This window comes from Paenibacillus sp. FSL R5-0766 (assembly GCF_037971845.1).
In the GTDB taxonomy this organism is placed as follows: domain Bacteria; phylum Bacillota; class Bacilli; order Paenibacillales; family Paenibacillaceae; genus Paenibacillus.
The window spans coordinates 6,884,893-6,902,915 of sequence record NZ_CP150227.1; the positions used below are offsets into that span (position 1 = coordinate 6,884,893).

Genomic DNA, 18,023 nt, shown 5'->3' on the forward strand with positions numbered 1-18,023 from the left:
TATAGGCCTGAAAGATATATTTGTTCAAAACAAAGAAAGGAGCTCGGTTTTTGTGGGACTTGGGTGATCAAATGGATGCGCCAAAAGCCGCTCTCGAATCTCTTCGGAAGGCGGCTTCATATATAAATTAACCTATTAACACCCCCGGCGTTTCCGGGAGTACTCAAAAGATCGAAATTAGTTCTTTCGTATACGGATGGCGTTCTTCAGCGAACAACGCATCTGCGCCAAAGCGGTCAACGATCTGACCTTCCCGCATAACGATGATACGCTGGCTCATGCGATGTACCGCGGCCAAGTCATGCGAGATGAACACGTATGATAGACCAAGCGATGTCCGTAAATCGGTGAGCAACTGCAAAACTGCTCCTTGCGAGATCACGTCCAGGCTGGCCGTCGGTTCATCCAGAACAACAACGTCTGGTTCAATGCCAATGGCACGCGCAATCGTGACGCGCTGACGCTGTCCACCACTTAGCTCATGTGGATATCGTCCAGCCATATTGCTTGGTAGCTCGACTGCTTCAAGTAGCTTTTGGACATAAGCCTCCTTCGATGTGTAGGTAAAGTGGGACAGCTCGGCGTTCCGTCCAAGTTGTTCGTACGGATCAATCAGTGAATCAGCAATCTTGAGCTTTGGATTCAGTGCTGCCATTGGATTCTGGAAAACAATCTGAATCTTCCGGCGATGTGGCCGCAACCGTCGGCCGCTAAGCCGCGCAATATCCTGTCCGCCCAGTGTAATCGAGCCTGTATCTGCATCTTCAATCCTCAACAGACAGCGGGCGAGTGTACTCTTGCCGCACCCGCTCTCCCCAACCAGGCCAAGGCATTGGCCGTGGTTCAGAGTGAAGGATATATCATTCACAGCCGGTCGGTCTGCACCTGCATACGTTCGGCTGAGATGTTCCACGTGAAGCACAGGATTGCCAAGGGTGCTGAGCGATGAAGCATTGCCTGTACCCGTGGTATCTATATCCACATCTGTAACTGCATGATCTGTTTCTGTAGTATTTATGACTGCATTGTCTATGTCTACATGGTTTACATCTTTTGCAAAATCGTGGCTTCGCACACCAGATTCTTCTTTGAACTGCACAAGTCCACGGCGTTCATCATTTGTGGTCATCTTCATTCCGTTCCTGCCTCCTTCAATCCCGACTTCAGTGACCGACTCAGGACGGGAGCCGCCTCAATCAACTGGCGGGTATATTCATGCTGGGGATGGTCAAGAATGCGATGTTTCCCACCAGATTCCACGATCTGCCCTTCCTTCATCACAGCCAAGCGGTTGGCATAGCGGCGTACATGGCGCCAGTCGTGTGTGATAAACAGAATGGCACAGCCTGTCTCCGCTTGCTTGTGTGCCAGCAACTCCAACACGCGATGCCCAGACACACTGTCCAGTGCCGTTGTTGCTTCGTCAGCAATCAACAGGCGAGGGGACAGCATCAGCGATGTGGCAATTGAGGCCCGCTGAAGCTGTCCACCGCTCAATTGGAACGGATAGCGGCGCAGCAATTCAGCACCAAGGCCAACCGATTCCAGCGCTTCCTCGGCTCGTTTCTTGCGGATGGCAGAAGACTTTTCCCCATGTACCTTCTGGTATTCATCAAAGTGCCCACCAATACTGCGAAAGGGCGTAAATGCTCCCTGATAGTCTTGAAAAATATATGAGATGCGGCTTCCCCGCAGGGCGCGCATCTCCTTTGGCTTCCGTTCGAGCAGGTTGCTGCCTTCGAACATGACTCGTCCCGACGCATGCAGGTTGGGCGGTAGCAGACGACCAATCGCTTGCGAGAGCAAGCTTTTGCCGCTACCACTCTGTCCAACCAATGCCATGAACTCACCTTCGCGAACAGCCAGAGAGACTTGATCTACAATCGTACGATCCCGACTGGAGATGCTTAATTCCTCAATGGAGAGAATCATGGCTGCACCTCTTTCTTCACGTCAAACCGGTCTCTTAGATAGTCACCCAGCATGTTGGCAAGCAGCACTACCGAGACAATGGCAAGGCCCGGATAGATCATCAGCTCCGGCCGAGACTGGAAGTAAGGCCGTGAGTCGTTCAGCATCGCACCCCATTCAGGTGTTGGCGGCTGTGCGCCAAGGCCAATGTAGGACAATGATGAGATGAGCAGGATAATTTTTCCAAGATCAAGACTGGCCAGCACGAGCACATGGCCTGCGATATGCGGAAGCAGATGTTTTCTCATGATACGACCGTCCGACAATCCGTTGGTACGGGCAATTCGAATGTAATCCTTTTGTGACTCCGATAAAACCGTACTTCGAACTAGACGGGCATAGCTGACCCACTTTACGATCACAATCGCCAATACCAGATTACCGATTCCCGCGCCAAGCAAGCCACTTAGCACAATCGCCACGATGGTATCAGGGAAAGCAAGAAAGGCATCAGCAATCCGCATAAACAACTTATCGACCCAGCCACGTTTGTAACCCGCGATCAAACCAAACGGAATGCCAATCAGCAATGCAGCACCGAGTGCCAGCAGACTATAACCCAGTGTTTGGCCGCCGCCAAGCAACAGACGTGTCAGTACATCGCGGCCCAGATGGTCGGTGCCAAACGGATGGAGAGCACTTGCACCCTGCAATCGTCCGCGCAGATCGGTTAAGGTATGATCATGTTTCAGAACTAAAAAGGCATATACGGAGGCCGCGATGACCAGCAGGGCAAATAGCAAACCAACGATCGCCTGCCAGTTATGTTTTTTAGATTTTGTAGGTGGAATGGGCAGGGGTATGGTTTTCATCGGTGGGCCTCCTTTTCCTTCAGTTTCATTTCGGGATTCAAATAACGGTACGACAGATCAACCGCCGTATTCACGAGGAATACCACGATGGCCATGATCAGAATGTAACCCTGAATCAGTGGATAATCACGCTGGCGGATGGCGTCAACGACAAGCTTACCGATGCCCGGATAAGCGAACAACACTTCAATCACAACAACTCCGCCAATCAGGCTACCGAGACTGACGCCGAATACTGTAATGACAGGCGGCAGACTGTGCCGGAAGGCGTGAAGCATGAAGATCCGGCCTTCGGATAACCCTCTTGCCCTGGCGGACCGAACGAACTCCTGGCTAAGAGAATCCAATAGGCTGGAACGCAAAAGACGCACATAAACGCTGGAGATGGCAAGTCCCAGCGTCAGAGATGGCAGAATAAGTGATGTGAATCCATCCCGACCCATGGTCGGCAGATTGCCAAAGCGTACGCCGAACATGTCGATTAGGATCAGACCCAGCCAGAAGCTTGGCACCGCCGCACCCACAATGGAGAGCATCCGGCTGCCCCGGTCAATCCAACTGCCACGATGGAGTGCTGACAGCGAGCCGAGCGGGATCGCTATCACGAGCATGACCAGCAGTGCGCCAATCGTGAGTTCAGCCGTAGCTGGCAACGCACGCATCAGTGTCTGCATGACGGGCTGGCCTGTCGAGTACGATACGCCGAAGTCGAGTCGAACGAAATCGAGTAACCAGTTGCCAAACTGGACAGGAAGCGAATCATTGAAGCCCATTTCCTCGCGTACAGCTTCGACCTGCTCCTGACTAACAGATAGTTCGTCCACATTCAGGATCGTCAGCACGGGATCACCCGGAGCCAGACGAATGAACAGGAAGCTCACAAACATAATGAACAACAGAAAGATAAATACCTCAAGGAACTTCCGAAGCAAAATGCGAAACATTACATCACATCCAGCTTATTGGTAATCATGTAATATTCACTGCGAGTGGTAACCCAGTTCTTGATCTTCTTACCGTTGTAGGCAACGATCGTACCTGGATGAAGCACGAATGAGTTCAGCACGTTGTCATGTACGTAGTTGGCTGCCTTCTCGGCAAGTTCTGCGCGCTTCTCCGGTGCAACTGTGAGATTCAGTTCGTCGATGATCTTGGTCAGCTCTGGATCTTCCGATCCGCTGAAATTAAGGGCACCCTTCGGATGGTACGTCGCATTAAGGTAATAGCCTGCATCCCCACGAGGAGCCGTCAAATTACTGTACGTTGCAATATCCCAGTCACGGTTAGATGCCATATAATCTTCTGGCGTGTCAATCTGGCGAATCTGCACGTCGATACCGATCTTCTTCGCATCAGATTGGAATACTTGAGCAATCAGTGGCAGATCGGCACGAGCCGAATATGTCAGCAGCGTCAACTGCAACGGTTTGCCGTCCTTAGTCATCACGCCGTTTTGCTGCGTGTACCCTGCTTCGTTGAGATAGTTTACAGCGACATCAGCTCCGGATTCCGTTGCTGTATCCGTATAGGTTGGCGCAAATGGTAGCGATGGCAGGAACGGTCCGATAGCAGCTTCACCGTAGCCGAGCAGGATCGTGTCCACGATACCCTGACGGTCAATCAGCGCATCCAGCGCACGACGAACATTAAGGTCCTTCATACTCTCCCGCTGCATGTTCATCGTTAGCTGATGCACGCGGAATGTCGATGTGGACTCAACCTTCATGCCGTCCAGCGCTTTGAGCGATTCGAGGCTTTCGACTTCCGGACGGTATACGATATCTACCTGCCCAGATTTGAGCGCTAGTGTGCGGGCATTGGCATCTTCATTGAATGAGAACGTGATGGAATCCAGAGGCGATGCTCCGTCCCAGTATTCATCATAGCGATCCAGATCCAGCTTGCTGCCTGGGGTAAAAGAGGCCAATTTGAACGGGCCCGTACCAATGGGCTTGTTCACAACATCCGGCTCACTCACGTCGATAATCGCCGTGTTCGGGTTCACCAGCTCGGAAGCGAACTCCGGGAACGGCTGAGTTGTGGTAATCTCCAGCTTGTCACCCTCGGCTTCAATCGTATCGATCTTGAGTGCGTTCTGGATGGCTACATTCTCTTCCAGTGCCCGCTCAAGGGATGCCTTAACGGATTCACCCGTCATTGGCTTGCCGTTCTGGAAGGTCACATCATCTCGCAGGTCGATCGTCCAATGCTGCCCGTCTTCGCTCTCCCAGCTCTCAGCGAGCCATGGAGCAACCGTCAAGTTCTCTTCATCGAGACGAACCAGCGTTTCCGTAATGCCCGCGCGCAGCGGCACATAGCTGGAATCCACATGCGGATCTAGCGAGCTGGTGGAGAAGTTATATAGGAAGTGAACATTTTTATTATCGGTGGATGGTTGCGCAGCGGGACTGGACTCAGATGATCCGCAGGCGCTCAACAGTCCAGCGCTCAAGGCCAAGGAGACCAGCGCTAGCAGTGGCGTCTTTTTATTCAAGGTAATGCCCCTCTCTCTTAATCGTAATCATTATTATCTAAACAATGAGTATTATCATATCGTAATGATTACGTTTTGACAAGAGTTATATTGGTGTTAGAACGAGAAAAAATCCGACTCTCGAATGAGAGCGGATTCTTCATGTTTTTTGTTACATATGAGGGCTTATCTTGTTAACGATTTGCTTTCTAGCTCAATATTGTTAGAAAGGCTCTACTGCAGTATACTTCGGCACTCTTCTTTTATATTCATCTACCTCTTCAAATGAAATCATACTTAAGCGTTCAGGTACTTTCGTTCGAGAAATGTGGACTCCTTGAAGACAAGAATTACACCATATGTCTAAAAAACCCACTCTTGAACGTGTGTCTCCCACATACTGATAATTAACTTTAGTCTCTTGGCAGTTAGGACATTTAATAGTAGATATATTTTGATAGTTCTCAATGATCTCTGTATTTACCTTGATCCAATCTTTAAATTTAGAGTTCGTCATAGTTATCTTTCCCTTCGTTGATAATACTCCCACCAAGAGCTCTCTGAACCATAGGCTCCTTTCTCATACTCAAGCAATGTTTCCGGATCTTGAGGCTTACCAAAGACCTTAGTCTGATATATGTGAATTCTCTCATGCCCTAGAGTCTTAACTAGATTCTCTTTACTACTAAATGCATCCGGATAGAGAACTATCCTGTTACCTTTCGGATCAGCCCATCCGTATAAATCCTTCCCTACTAGTTCAGCATCCCGGACTATTTCTATCTTTACCCCTTTGAGTCCTATTCCTGCATCTCCTGCTACCTTATCAACATGTCTTAATTGCATAGGCTCAGATAAGTCCTTGAAGGCTCCCGTATTGGAAGTTCTACGATATAAGTCATTGCCATTGTTATTGCTTATACCTGCCTTTTGTTCAGCTTTCTTTATATTATTCTGAATCTTAGATGCCAAGCCAGTTGACGAAGTTTTAAACGGTCCCGAACGTCCCGGCATACTCCCACGAACCATCTGAATCGCCATGAATATTTGACTAAATTTCAGAGAGGTCACCATCATCTGAGCATACTTATCTGATACAGGCTCTCCCGTCGTAGGATGAATGCCCATCTCAAACGCCTTGATCTGTAACGCAAAAATATCTTCCCCAGGCGGTTCAACGTTCACAGCTTGCATGCGATTAAAGTCCAGATTTCCCTGATCCCTCTGATAAGCCTGAAGAGCAGCCTGATCCGCAACACCATTCTCGTTGACAGGCATCCATACCAATTTACCGAACATATTGATTTGTGCCATCCGATAGCCCTTATCGCCCGAATTTGAACCACCTGTTGATTTGGTCATCATAGCTGCGGTACCGACAGCTCCAATTGCACCACCCAGACTTACCTTCTGAGCATCTGCATCTTGGAAACGCGTGGCGATATCCTTCAATTCCTTCGATGTGTTCACCATACTCTCCAGCGCTTTATCCAGTATAGGTCGTGACTGCTCGAACTCATAGTAAAATCGCTCCTGCGTCGCACCCATCCACATCATCTGAACGAACATGATCTGTCTCGTCAGATCACTTCGTATACTCTCCAACTGTTGTCTGGCTTGATCCACCTGATTTGATACGTGATGTAGTTGTTCAGGGGTAACTTTGATTGTACTCATACATTTCTCCGCTCATTCGAAATAGGATTATGCTATGTTAGCAGAAGTGTAATATGTAAACTATCCGGCTAACATCCTGATTTCACCATGCTAAAAACACAAGTTGTGCTCCTCATCGGTGCTATGGTCCTATATGCATATACCCACTTCAAGGCATATCCTACCAGTTTCAGTAAATACCTTTCCTACTTCATTTCATCCAACATCACCCGATATCGTCCAATCTGCTCTGCTGTCGCCTCTTCCCGCAATGATTCCAACAATGCCATGCACCTTATAACATACCGATCCATCCCTAGCTTATGCGCTAACCTGATTGCCTGCAAAATGAACTCCACGGCCCCCTGTGGTCTTCCCATCCACTGTTCATACAAAGCCCGCTGATAACAGTAATGATACATATCATCGTTGTTTAAAGAATTCATTTCTCTGCCAACACCCTGTATCTGATCCTCGAACACATGTAAAACCCGATCAATCTGCCATCTATGCCGCACTGCTGCTTCCATAATCACTTTCAGACCCACCAACCATTCCTCCGGATGCTCAAGCAAAAAGTTCACAAACTCCTCCAGCAGTTGCACCTGCCCGGCTTCAATCTCAAGAGCATACCGATTCACCTGTGCCTTATGCCTGAACTCCTGTGCCACCTGCATACCTATCTCATCCAGATCCTCCAACCATCCCAGTTCTGCATATTGATCGATACATGCCCTCGCCTGATCAACCTGTCCCATCTTCTGGTGAGCCATTCCCCGCATCAAATGACTGAACCCATAATAGTAGACCAAGGGCCGCTCGATGTGTATATGTGGTGCAGGCACTCCCTTTGACCGATACTCCTGCCGCTCTTCATGGATCGACTGCACACATTGATATAACATGTCCGCCCTCTCCATCACCTTGTTCCAATTTTCAAAAGCCACAGCCATGTCCAACATTTCAACAATAATGTCCGGTTTGAGTGATTTTAGGATAGATTTTCGCAAAAGGAGATCCTCCTTAATTATCCATTTTCTTATAATTGTATAGATAAATCAAAAGAAGATCAATATAAATTGTACTTATAAGTACTTTTATTCAACAAAACAGTTTGCACATATTAGTCTGTAAGGATTCTATAACCTCTTCTAACCTTAAGTGGAGGTGATCAAATGAGTTTACCAGAGGACGTAGGAAATCGAATACGTGAGTTAAGGAAGGCAAAAGGCTGGACACAGGAACAACTGGCGGAAGCAGCAGGTCTTCATTATAGCTATATTGGTGGGGTTGAACGTGGAGATCGAAATATTTCATTGGAGACTTTGGAAAAAATAATAATAGGATTGCAAATTCCTGCTAATGAACTTTTCCAATTTAATAATAATTCAGAACGACATATTGCCATTGATGAACACATGACCTTGATTAACAGTAGAAGTACAGCGGAAATAAAAATACTTACAAAGATAAATACCGAGGTAATTCAGGCTATTAAAAATAATAATCGATAAGTCAAATGTTGAAAATGTCCATATATTAATTACTCAACAATGTTATAGTTTCATAGCGAGATTAAATTTTTTATAAATTATTCTCATCTTCCATATTTTAGAGCTAACGAATGACTACAAGGGTTTCTACAAAGGTTTACTTGAAAAGAAGGCGCTCGTAAGATTTACGAACGCCTTCAATTTAATTTAGTTTTATTTTCATTTCTTGAAATTTATCAATTAACTCTTTATTTAAACTTATTCTCTTGGTTGTCTCCGTATCATTAATATCTTCGACAACCTTATCAATAACAGTTGTAAGTTCTTTAAAGACATCCAGCAAATTACCATTGTATAGAATTTTGTTGATATCCTCACAATATCTATTTATTTTCTTTGAATTGAAATTTGGAACTTTTTCCTCGTTCGAATAGATTTTAAGTAACATTAATATATGATACTTAAATTTTCGATATTTCGAATCCAGGTTTTTATTTCTAAAATAAAATTCCAGCTTATATAAAGCAAATGAACTAGTATAATAAGGTAAAAGTTCGTGATCTTCTAAAAATGCTGTACCTTGTAGTTCTTCTAGCAATTTACCATAAAATCTACTAGCTAGATGCGGCTTATCTAAAAACATTGATGCAAAACTTCTGACTTGGGAGGATATAGTTATAATTCTCACCCTCTCAATGCCCGGATCAGAATCATATTGCTTTGATCTTCTTTCATAATATAAGCGTTTTTTGGGATCATCTATAGAATTATAAAATAGCTCAAGATTTTTTTGAAAATCACTTAATGCCATTAATTCTTCTTTTTTGACTTCCGTTTGGCTATTATTTGCTACAATTATATCATTTACTACTTCATCGTTTTCTGGAACAATTATTTTTATCGGCAAAGAAACATCTAAATTTAAAAATTCACGATTATTGTAAATTACATGAGAAGTTTGGCATCCGTTAACAATTTGATAGTCTTCCAAAGAAAAGTCATTTCTAGCCACAGTCAAGGTCTTTGTCACTATTGTAATACCATTATTAAGAACAGCTAATCTACCTGATTTACTGGAACGTAATGTTTTCTCAATGCTCAAATTAACATCATTTTCGCCTTGGAAATCTCTTACGTTATCATAAAAAATTCCTCTCTTTATATTACCCAGATCATCTACGATTATTTTTAAGTATTCTTTTAATTCCAATGTACCAATATACGATTCTTGAACTCCCTCAATATCAGGTATCAACACCTTATTTTGAAACTTGATGGTTGCATTTACTTTTTCTTGTGTCTCTCTATAATATTTTTGAATTTCTTTTGCTCCTAATGGAGTAAAGTTTATCTCTTTAAATAAACTTAAATTTTCTACTTCCTCTTGCACTTTTGAAATTCTTGACAATAAGTTTTGATCATCTAACCACTTTCCAGTTGTAACATAAAACATTTTGCATGTTATTTTTTTCACTTTTGCTGCTATACTGATAATTTTTTCTACCAATTTTGCTTTTTTTTGTATAAACTCATTTCGAACTAATCCTGGATTCTCAGAGAAAAAGTCGATCACTCCATCACCAAAGGTTCTCATTTCTCCTCCATCAAAAGAAGAGGAGGTCTTTGATTGTACTAAAATGATATTAACTTCAGATATTAAACCTGAACGTTCTAATATGTCATCAATTTCTTCTACTGTATTCACCAAAATTCCACTAAAAATTATTGCAAGTCCATCTATTCCACAATCTCCACCTTCTCCACCAACTACATCGTCCAGCTCAAATTTCTCACTATGGTGTTTTGATAAAATAGAATATGTAGAAAACATCTCAAATAATTTACTTTGATTATTTGTTTCTATTTCCATTACTTTAGAGAAATCATCCATAAGACTTTTAGTTATTCTATCCACGTAAATCCTCCTTATTACCCATTTTATTCAAGTGAATTTCACTATATACTCAAAAATCCACAAAATCAAGGGTCTGTCATTATTAGAAAATTTCATAATATCTCTGCATTATCTTAAAGAAAATTATGCTTCTTAAAGAATTCTTCTTTTAAGAAGAAATTAAACTTTCATTTCGGAACTTCACGAATTTCCCCTAATTACAGATTACATTTAATCTTTCTCAAACAACTCCCCGCTCAAACTCCGCAAACTCCACTCTGTTCCGTCCATTCTGCTTTGCCTGATACAAGGCCTTATCCACCGCAGCGAACAGCTGAGTCAAATACCCCTCCGGATTGTCCGGCACATGCACAACTTCAAAATCCTCAAAGGAAAGAATCCCAATACTAATCGTAATCGACACCTGCATAATTTCGTGATCCACCATGATGTGGTTGGACTCCACAGCTGTTCTTACGCGCTCCGCGATTTGGTTCGCCAGATCATGCTCCGTATGCGGAAGGTAGATCATGAACTCTTCCCCGCCATAACGCGTCAGGATATCGGTACTGCGAATCGATTGTTTGACAGCCTCCGCCGTGCGGACGAGCACTTCATCCCCGATGACATGCCCATAGCGATCATTGATCGCTTTGAAGTAGTCGATATCGAGCAGCAGGAGCGAAAATGGTGTTTTGTATTGAATATTGGTAATGACCTCGTGATTCAGATGCTGGGTCAGATAACGACGGTTGTAACAGTTGGTTAAACTGTCCGTCAGGGCGAGTTCCTCCAGTTTGCGATTGGCCTCGGATAACTCCTGACGGATCAAGTCTAGCGCCTGATTTCGCTCCTGAAGCGTTACGTTCTGGCGATTCATCTCTTTCACGTAGAAACGCTCCTGCGAGACATCCTGGAACGTGAGAATATGACCGATCGGCACAAGAGCCGAATCCACAATCGGAGACGATTGCAGGATATAGTGCCGGATATTGTTGTCCCGCTCCACGATCACTTCAATGTGAGAGAGGGTATTTTCTTTTTTCTTATAGTGATTCACGAACTCCCGGCAGCTACCCACGACATGAACAGACTCCAGAAAGGCTTCCATATCAAAAGAATCCCCCACATGCAGATCCATAAAGGATCTTGAGGCTTTGTTCGCTTCAACAATGACTTCATTCTCATCCAGTACCAGGATGCCATATGGAATGGTATTGATCACATCCTCATGCGCGATGGAGACCAGATCGAACACATTGTATCTTTTGATCACATAGACAAAGAACAGGTCCGACAGAAAGATCCCCAGCGAAGTCATGCCAGGAATGATCGGCAACCAGCGGGCTAGAACGACATTCAGAATCGCATCAATCATTGCAAAAACAGCCAACACCAGGATGCCCCACAGTGTGATTCTCACCTGTTTTTTGATCATGGCAGACGTCTGCGAAGAATACACCGCCCGGAATAGAACCACGAGAGAAGTCAAGAAATAGCTCACCAGAATAGTCATCACAACCCAGAACCAAGGCCCGTAAGCCCGCTCGATGTACCCGCCCTCCAGTGGAATGACGAATTCATTCCATGGATTAGCGACCACACCTATAGCCCCGATCACCGCAGGGACAAATAACAGGAAGGTTCCTTTTGCACTCAGACGCTCTGAATAACCGGTAATAAAGATCGTCAGTAGAAGCCACCCGCTCCCAAGCAAGGAGACCGCAACGAAAGATAAGGTAACGTAGAACAATTGCAGACCGGAATCATTCGTGAGCGTACTCGCAAATTGACAGAAAGGCCAGAGCATCATCAACCCGTGAAACAAAAAGTACACCTTATGTAAGTTCGTAATTCTAACCGTAGCAAACACATATACACCTACACCGAACAAAAGGACAAATAAAAAGAGATCATACCATACTAAAGGGTTCACGAATCTTCTCCTTCTTAGATGCTACAATGACAACGTGGTTGTTCATGATTCTAAGTGATACGTATATAAAACTTCAATAAACACCTATACAATATTGCTACGCCAAACTTATTGGTTAATTTAACCATATCTTATCACACCACCATAAGGGTGAGTAGCCCATACACTGGAAGTCCGACCAACCTCTGATCGAAATGCTGATCTATTTCTGATTATTTGTGAATGCTTGGAGGTTTAGAGTACAAACAGGAGAGGAAGGTCATCTGCTCGGGAGATATTCAGATATCATCAAGTGGTCGATATCGAGCCATCCGGCTACCGGACGGCCCTTGTATCATTCAGTTACTGCATGTAGAGGGAGATTGTCCGTGAATAGATCGGGGTTATCCTTCAGCATTTCCGTGATTACCTCTGCCGTCTTAGCCGCATCACACACTCTTACGACCGCATCACCGAGCTTTCCTTTACGCATTGCACCTTCGCGAACCAGTACCTCATCTACTTTCCAGAAATGCTCTGACCATGGCAACCCACAATGTCTGCGGGATGGTACTGAAATCTGGCTTCCATCTGGTAAAACCGTATACAGCATCTCATGCTCGTCCGTCATTCTGCCAGGGATGTCCACCCACTCTTCGACCCCATGGATAAATGTATTCCGCTTCAAGTCAACGCCCACTAACAAGATCGTCGCTTTCCGATCAAGCAGTTTCCCCCATGCTGAACCTCTCGCACATGGTGTGTCGAAGAGATGATCGTCCTTCGTAAACGCCTCTGCGTCCCGTCCCAGTGCCGCTACCGAGTGCGTCGGGTGCCACGAACGAACTACGCCCGGACGTTTACGAAACAGTTCAGGCAGAATACCCACACAACAGGAAGAAGTTTCCACGTGGAACACTGGGTTATCCGCATTAATGGTAGACCACGTATGAGTGGGAAGCACCAACAATCCCTCTTTCATATAGTCGCTAAAGGCATCCAAAACTGTGTCTGCTCCACCTTCAACCTCGCCTATACTTTTCATGGAAGAGTGAATGAGCACCGTGCCTTGCCTATCCACACCAAGCTGCTCCAGTTGCTGCATCAAGCTTTCTTTTGTATACATGTCCTTCCTCCTTCATTTCTTATCCCTTTTCGATGAAAAAGCAAATCCTTGCTCAGCTTCACATCATGCTTCCCAGCATAACAAACAAAGGGCCGAGGGTTAACCCCCGGCCACAGAGAAAAAAATTGGTTGAGTTCAGGCAGTAGCTGCCAATCCACTTTTACTTAATAATAACGTACTCCAGATTCACCAGCTTCGCATACGTCACGATCTGGTCTGTCGTCAGGTTCAAGGATACAACCGTATGGTGACCACCACCATTTTCGATCCATGCTTTAACTCCATCTTGGAAGTTTGGCTTAACGCTCCACAGAACACGTGCTACCGGCAGGTTAGGTGCTGGAACGGTTGGTTCAAATGCAGATACTTCATTGATCAGCAGTTTGTAATGTGTACCGAAGTCTGCCATGGATACCACAACACCTTCGCCTGCTTTGCCGTCGAATACGAGACGTGCCGGATCTTCACGATCGCCAATACCCAGTGGGGACACGATGATTCTCGGTTTCGTGCTGGCAAGTGTCGGATCAACTTCAAGCATGTGAGATTGCAGGATCGCTTCCTGTCCAGCGGCCATCTCGTATGTGTAATCTTCCATGAAGCCTGTGTTCTCGTTATGGGCCATGATTTTCAGCAAACGATCCAGCGCAGCCGTTTTCCAGTCACCCTCACCGGCAAATCCGTACCCTTGAGCCATCAGGCGTTGCACGGCCAGACCCGGAAGTTGTTTCATACCATGCAGATCTTCGAAGTTCGTAGTGAAGGCACTGTAACCACCTTCATCCAGGAAGCGTTTGATCGCAATTTCATAACTCGCTTGCACACGTACACTGGCTTCCCAAGCTTCCTTGCTGTTCGTGCCGTAATCGAATTCGTAGAGGTCTCCATATTGAGCAATTAGATCATCGATTTCCTGCTCTGTTACAGCGTTCACGTATTGCACGAGGTCACCAATGCCGAAGTAATCAACCGTCCATCCGAATTGGATCTGTGCTTCAACTTTATCACCTTCGGTTACGCCCACGTTACGCATGTTATCACCGAAGCGCGCTACTTTGATGTTAAAGCTTTCATTATAAGCTACCGCTACGTCCATCCAGTCTGCAACCTGCTGTTGCACTTCTGGGCGCTCCCAGTAGCCAACAACGATTTTATTTTGTTTTCTCAGACGGGCATTAATGAAGCCATATTCGCGGTCACCGTGTGCCGCTTGGTTCAGGTTCATGAAGTCCATATCGATAGTTGCCCAAGGAATGCTTTCGTTGAATTGGGTTGCCAAGTGCAGCAAAGGTTTTTGCAGCAATTTTGTACCACGAATCCACATTTTCGCCGGGGAGAACGTATGCATCCACGTAATCACACCTGCTACTTCGTCGCGGTAGTTAACTTCCTTCATCGTGCTCGTGATTTTATCTGCGCTTACCGCCAGATCCTGCAATACGAGCGGGTACGGCAGTACGCCGCTTGCATTAAGGGCATCCGTGATTTTCTGTGCATTTGCTTTTACTTCACCCAATGCTTCTTCTCCGTACAAGTGCTGTGAACCGACGACAAACCAGAATTCTTTTGCTGCTGACATATAATCATCCTCATTTCATTATTTTATAGTTGAACTAATGGGTTTACACTAGCACACTGCGCAGCCAGAATAATCTTTCGATCGCTGGTTATCCCCGGATTTTTTTGATTCCCTTTTTTAAAGGGAAAATCCTGTGATAAAGGCGAACGCTCCGCTTCTCCAGCTTTCTTCTGTCTTCTCCGTTATCGTGTAAAAAGTATAGTTGAACAAATCATTCCCACACTACACCACTTGGAAGCCAGAACATGCTTCCAGTCACTGTTATAACCTAATTACTTTTGTCCGTAATACGCGTCTTTTCCGTGTTTTCGCAGATAGTGTTTATCCAAAATACCTTGTGGCAGTTCTTTTGCAAAGTTATTCAATTGCCGCGCGTACAGGTTCATTTTGCACACTTCCTCCAGCACGACGCTGTTCACCACGGCAGACTTGGCATCTTTCCCCCACGTAAACGGTGCATGACCATGGAGCAATACTGCCGGTACAGCCATAACATCAATCCCACGCTGTTCAAACGTTTCAATAATGACGCGCCCCGTCTCCGCTTCGTATCCACGATCAACCTCGTCCTGATTCAGGAAACGTGCACAAGGCACCGCCCCGTAGAACGTGTCCGCATGTGTGGTTCCCATTACAGGTACGTCCAGTCCGGCTTGCGCCCAGATAGTCGCCCAAGTGGAGTGTGTATGCACGATGCCACCAATCTCCGAGTAATGCTTATATAGTACGGCATGTGTTGCGGTGTCCGAGGAAGGTCTCATCTCACCTTCTACGACGTTACCGTCCAGATCAACCACAACCATGTCGCTTGCTTTCATCACATCGTAGCTAACGCCACTTGGTTTGATCACAAACAGACCACTTTCCCGATCAATTGCGCTGACGTTACCCCATGTGAATTTCACAAGTCCGTGCTTTGGCAGTTCCAGATTCGCCTGAAACACCTCTTCTTTCAGTTGTTCTAACATGTTATTCCCTCCCGTTCTCTAATAGTGCGTGTTCAAAAAGTCGGTTTTCAGTACCGAGAAGATGGGATGAAGCTAGAAATGGAGTAGCGGAGCGTAGATAGAGCTACGTGAGCAACGGACATTTCGGCTGAATTCCATATTCGATGTTGATGATGCCACTAGGCATCCTTCGTAATCAAAAGCGGTCTTTTTGAACAACCTCTACCAGATGATCTACGGCTGATTGCTCAATCGCAAGTCCACTCCGGTAGCGTTCGATAAATGCTTCAAACCCTTTCACATCCGATGCATCCGGTGCCACTTCGACACCCTCCACATCGTTAAAGACCTTCTGCTCCAGGAACACATCCAGGCTCTCCTCTTGATCCTTGTTGATCATGTACGAAGCCAGAAGCGCCATGCCCCATGCGCCGCCTTCACCAGCGGTAGACATGACCGACACCGGTACGTTCATCGCAGCAGCTACAATCCGTTGTCCGACAACAGGGGTCTTGAATAGGCCACCGTGAGCCAAAATGCTGTCAATGGCTACATTCTCTTCCTCCGTCAAAATGTCCATACCCAACTTGAGTGCACCGAAGGCACTGAACAGATGTGTCCGCATGAAGTTTGCCAGATTGAAGTTGCTTTCCGGGGAGCGGACGAACAATGGACGGCCTTTCTCAAGTCCCGTAATGTTCTCACCTGAGTAGTAACCGTAGCTGAGCAAGCCACCACCATCAGGGTCTGCCTCCAAAGCCTTGTTAAACAACACGCTAAACAACTTGGCGTTATCCACTTCATATCCCATTGCTTGAGAGAATTCGCGGAACAGTCCAACCCATGCGTTGATATCACTGGAACAGTTGTTGGCATGAACCATCCCTACTGGGCTACCATCTGGCGTGGTCACCATATCGATCTCGGGATACACTTTGGATAATTCCTTCTCCAGTACGATCATCGCAAATACGGATGTGCCGACGGAGATGTTCCCCGTCCGTTTTCTCACGCTATTTGTTGCCACCATGCCTGTTCCGGCATCGCCTTCTGGCGGGCAGAGCGGAATGCCTGCTTGCAGATCTTGCGAAGGGTCGAGCAACTTGGCTCCCGCTTCCGTCAATTCACCTGCATTCTCACCAGCGAGATATACCTTGGGCAGAAGGTCCTCGACCTTCCACGGATAACCTTTGCCTGCGATCTGTTCGTCGAACTGTTGGATCATGGATGGATGATAGTTATGTGTAGACTCGTCAATTGGGAAAATGCCTGAAGCATCGCCGATCCCAATCGCCTTATTGCCCGTCAGCAACCAGTGGATGTATCCAGCCAAGGTTGTCAGGTGATCGATCTGTGGCACATGCACCTCTTCGTTCAAAATCGCTTGATACAAGTGGGCAATGCTCCAGCGTTCCGGAATATTGAATTGCAGAAGTTCCGTTAGCTCTCTTGCAGCTGCTCCTGTAGTAGCATTACGCCACGTGCGGAAAGGTACCAACAGTTCACCCGCGCTATCCAAAGCGATATATCCGTGCATCATGGCCGAGAATCCGATAGACCCGACCGTGCGCAGCGTGATTCCGTATTTCTGTTCCACATCTTGCTTCATCTCACGATAAGCCGTTTGCAGACCTGTGATGATATCCTCCTGGTTGTACGTCCAATATCCATCTTTCAGGAGGTTCTCCCATTCATAACTGCCTGACGCGATGGTCTCAAAACGATCATCAATCAATACCACCTTAATCCGCGTTGATCCAAATTCAATTCCGAGCGAAGTAGCGCCCTTGGTAATGGCTTCTTTCAAGTCCAATTGACTCATAATCACGTGTATCCCCTCTCCGGTCGCGATTTCACATCCCAAAGGATGCATATATAAGGTGAAGCTTTTACTTATAGCGCTAGCTGATCATAAATTGTATAAAAACTTCCTGTTGTGTTTTCAAAGAATGCGCTTTCCTTTTCTGACAGCCTTAGTATATTTTTTGTACGTACATTTGTCAATAATATATAATAGTTATACTTACAAAGGACACATATTGCACTCTATTTGAACATTCAAAGGTCTTAAATAGTTATAAATCGGCTATGCTGTAAGGTACACCTCCATCCAAAAAGGCTGAATATGTACGGCTTATTTCGAAAAATGTTCGGTTT

At 45.8% G+C, this 18,023-nt stretch carries 14 protein-coding genes; 1 reads left to right on the top strand and 13 read right to left on the bottom strand.

Annotated elements, in window-relative coordinates; genetic code table 11:
- Positions 1-163: 163 nt before the first annotated feature.
- The 7 genes from MKY66_RS29675 to MKY66_RS29705 all read right to left on the bottom strand — a co-directional run bounded on the left by MKY66_RS29675 (position 164) and on the right by MKY66_RS29705 (position 7,922).
- Complete coding sequence (locus MKY66_RS29675) at positions 164-1,135, bottom strand: dipeptide/oligopeptide/nickel ABC transporter ATP-binding protein (protein WP_083657433.1); 972 nt, start codon at positions 1,133-1,135, stop codon at positions 164-166.
- Entirely contained in the window at positions 1,132-1,932 is an 801-nt protein-coding gene (locus tag MKY66_RS29680; protein ID WP_076217107.1) for an ABC transporter ATP-binding protein, read from the bottom strand. Before MKY66_RS29680 ends, MKY66_RS29675 begins: the two co-directional genes overlap by 4 nt.
- Positions 1,929-2,783, bottom strand: coding sequence for a nickel transporter permease (gene nikC, locus MKY66_RS29685; protein ID WP_076217106.1), 855 nt, complete (start codon positions 2,781-2,783; stop codon positions 1,929-1,931). Before nikC ends, MKY66_RS29680 begins: the two co-directional genes overlap by 4 nt.
- The gene (gene nikB / locus MKY66_RS29690; RefSeq protein ID WP_062836581.1) at positions 2,780-3,727 is read right to left on the bottom strand and encodes a nickel ABC transporter permease; all 948 of its coding nucleotides are present in this window, start codon (positions 3,725-3,727) and stop codon (positions 2,780-2,782) included. Before nikB ends, nikC begins: the two co-directional genes overlap by 4 nt.
- Positions 3,727-5,277 (bottom strand): nickel ABC transporter substrate-binding protein, encoded by a 1,551-nt coding sequence (gene nikA, locus MKY66_RS29695; RefSeq protein ID WP_083657432.1) that lies wholly within the window; start codon positions 5,275-5,277, stop codon positions 3,727-3,729. The genes nikB and nikA overlap by 1 nt, the downstream gene beginning before the upstream one ends.
- Positions 5,278-5,775: 498 nt before the next feature.
- Complete coding sequence (locus MKY66_RS29700; RefSeq protein ID WP_083657431.1) at positions 5,776-6,933, bottom strand: WXG100 family type VII secretion target; 1,158 nt, start codon at positions 6,931-6,933, stop codon at positions 5,776-5,778.
- 185 nt (positions 6,934-7,118) lie between these two features.
- Positions 7,119-7,922, bottom strand: coding sequence for a DNA-binding protein (locus MKY66_RS29705; protein WP_083657430.1), 804 nt, complete (start codon positions 7,920-7,922; stop codon positions 7,119-7,121).
- A 165-nt stretch (positions 7,923-8,087) separates the two neighbouring features.
- Between MKY66_RS29705 and MKY66_RS29710 the strand changes: the two genes are divergently transcribed.
- Positions 8,088-8,426: a helix-turn-helix transcriptional regulator gene (locus tag MKY66_RS29710; protein ID WP_076217104.1), complete on the top strand. Its 339-nt coding sequence runs from the start codon at positions 8,088-8,090 to the stop codon at positions 8,424-8,426.
- A gap of 181 nt (positions 8,427-8,607) precedes the next feature.
- On the opposite strand, the gene MKY66_RS29715 is transcribed toward MKY66_RS29710, so the two are convergent.
- The 6 genes from MKY66_RS29715 to MKY66_RS29740 form a co-directional block, all read right to left on the bottom strand.
- Positions 8,608-10,320, bottom strand: coding sequence for an AIPR family protein (locus MKY66_RS29715; RefSeq protein ID WP_076217103.1), 1,713 nt, complete (start codon positions 10,318-10,320; stop codon positions 8,608-8,610).
- Positions 10,321-10,540: 220 nt separating this feature from the next.
- Positions 10,541-12,235: a diguanylate cyclase gene (locus MKY66_RS29720; protein ID WP_076217102.1), complete on the bottom strand. Its 1,695-nt coding sequence runs from the start codon at positions 12,233-12,235 to the stop codon at positions 10,541-10,543.
- Positions 12,236-12,569: 334 nt separating this feature from the next.
- A complete protein-coding gene (locus MKY66_RS29725; protein WP_076217101.1) occupies positions 12,570-13,340 on the bottom strand; it encodes an AAC(3) family N-acetyltransferase in 771 nt (256 codons plus the stop codon).
- Between the two features lie 160 nt (positions 13,341-13,500).
- Positions 13,501-14,919, bottom strand: coding sequence for an L-arabinose isomerase (gene araA / locus MKY66_RS29730; RefSeq protein ID WP_017691494.1), 1,419 nt, complete (start codon positions 14,917-14,919; stop codon positions 13,501-13,503).
- A 272-nt stretch (positions 14,920-15,191) separates the two neighbouring features.
- On the bottom strand, positions 15,192-15,887 hold the full coding sequence (locus MKY66_RS29735; protein WP_047840995.1) for an L-ribulose-5-phosphate 4-epimerase: 696 nt from the start codon (positions 15,885-15,887) through the stop codon (positions 15,192-15,194).
- Positions 15,888-16,062: 175 nt separating this feature from the next.
- Positions 16,063-17,688 (bottom strand): FGGY-family carbohydrate kinase, encoded by a 1,626-nt coding sequence (locus tag MKY66_RS29740; protein WP_076217100.1) that lies wholly within the window; start codon positions 17,686-17,688, stop codon positions 16,063-16,065.
- Positions 17,689-18,023: the final 335 nt, after the last annotated feature.

Coding starts and splice junctions, on each gene's coding strand:
- MKY66_RS29675 (WP_083657433.1), bottom strand. CDS start 1,135: ATGAAGATGACCACAAATGATGAACGCCGTGGACTTGTGCAGTTCAAA.
- nikC (WP_076217106.1), bottom strand. CDS start 2,783: ATGAAAACCATACCCCTGCCCATTCCACCTACAAAATCTAAAAAACAT.
- MKY66_RS29680 (WP_076217107.1), bottom strand. CDS start 1,932: ATGATTCTCTCCATTGAGGAATTAAGCATCTCCAGTCGGGATCGTACG.
- MKY66_RS29710 (WP_076217104.1), top strand. CDS start 8,088: ATGAGTTTACCAGAGGACGTAGGAAATCGAATACGTGAGTTAAGGAAG.
- nikB (WP_062836581.1), bottom strand. CDS start 3,727: ATGTTTCGCATTTTGCTTCGGAAGTTCCTTGAGGTATTTATCTTTCTG.
- MKY66_RS29740 (WP_076217100.1), bottom strand. CDS start 17,688: ATGAGTCAATTGGACTTGAAAGAAGCCATTACCAAGGGCGCTACTTCG.
- MKY66_RS29700 (WP_083657431.1), bottom strand. CDS start 6,933: ATGAGTACAATCAAAGTTACCCCTGAACAACTACATCACGTATCAAAT.
- MKY66_RS29725 (WP_076217101.1), bottom strand. CDS start 13,340: ATGTATACAAAAGAAAGCTTGATGCAGCAACTGGAGCAGCTTGGTGTG.
- MKY66_RS29735 (WP_047840995.1), bottom strand. CDS start 15,887: ATGTTAGAACAACTGAAAGAAGAGGTGTTTCAGGCGAATCTGGAACTG.
- araA (WP_017691494.1), bottom strand. CDS start 14,919: ATGTCAGCAGCAAAAGAATTCTGGTTTGTCGTCGGTTCACAGCACTTG.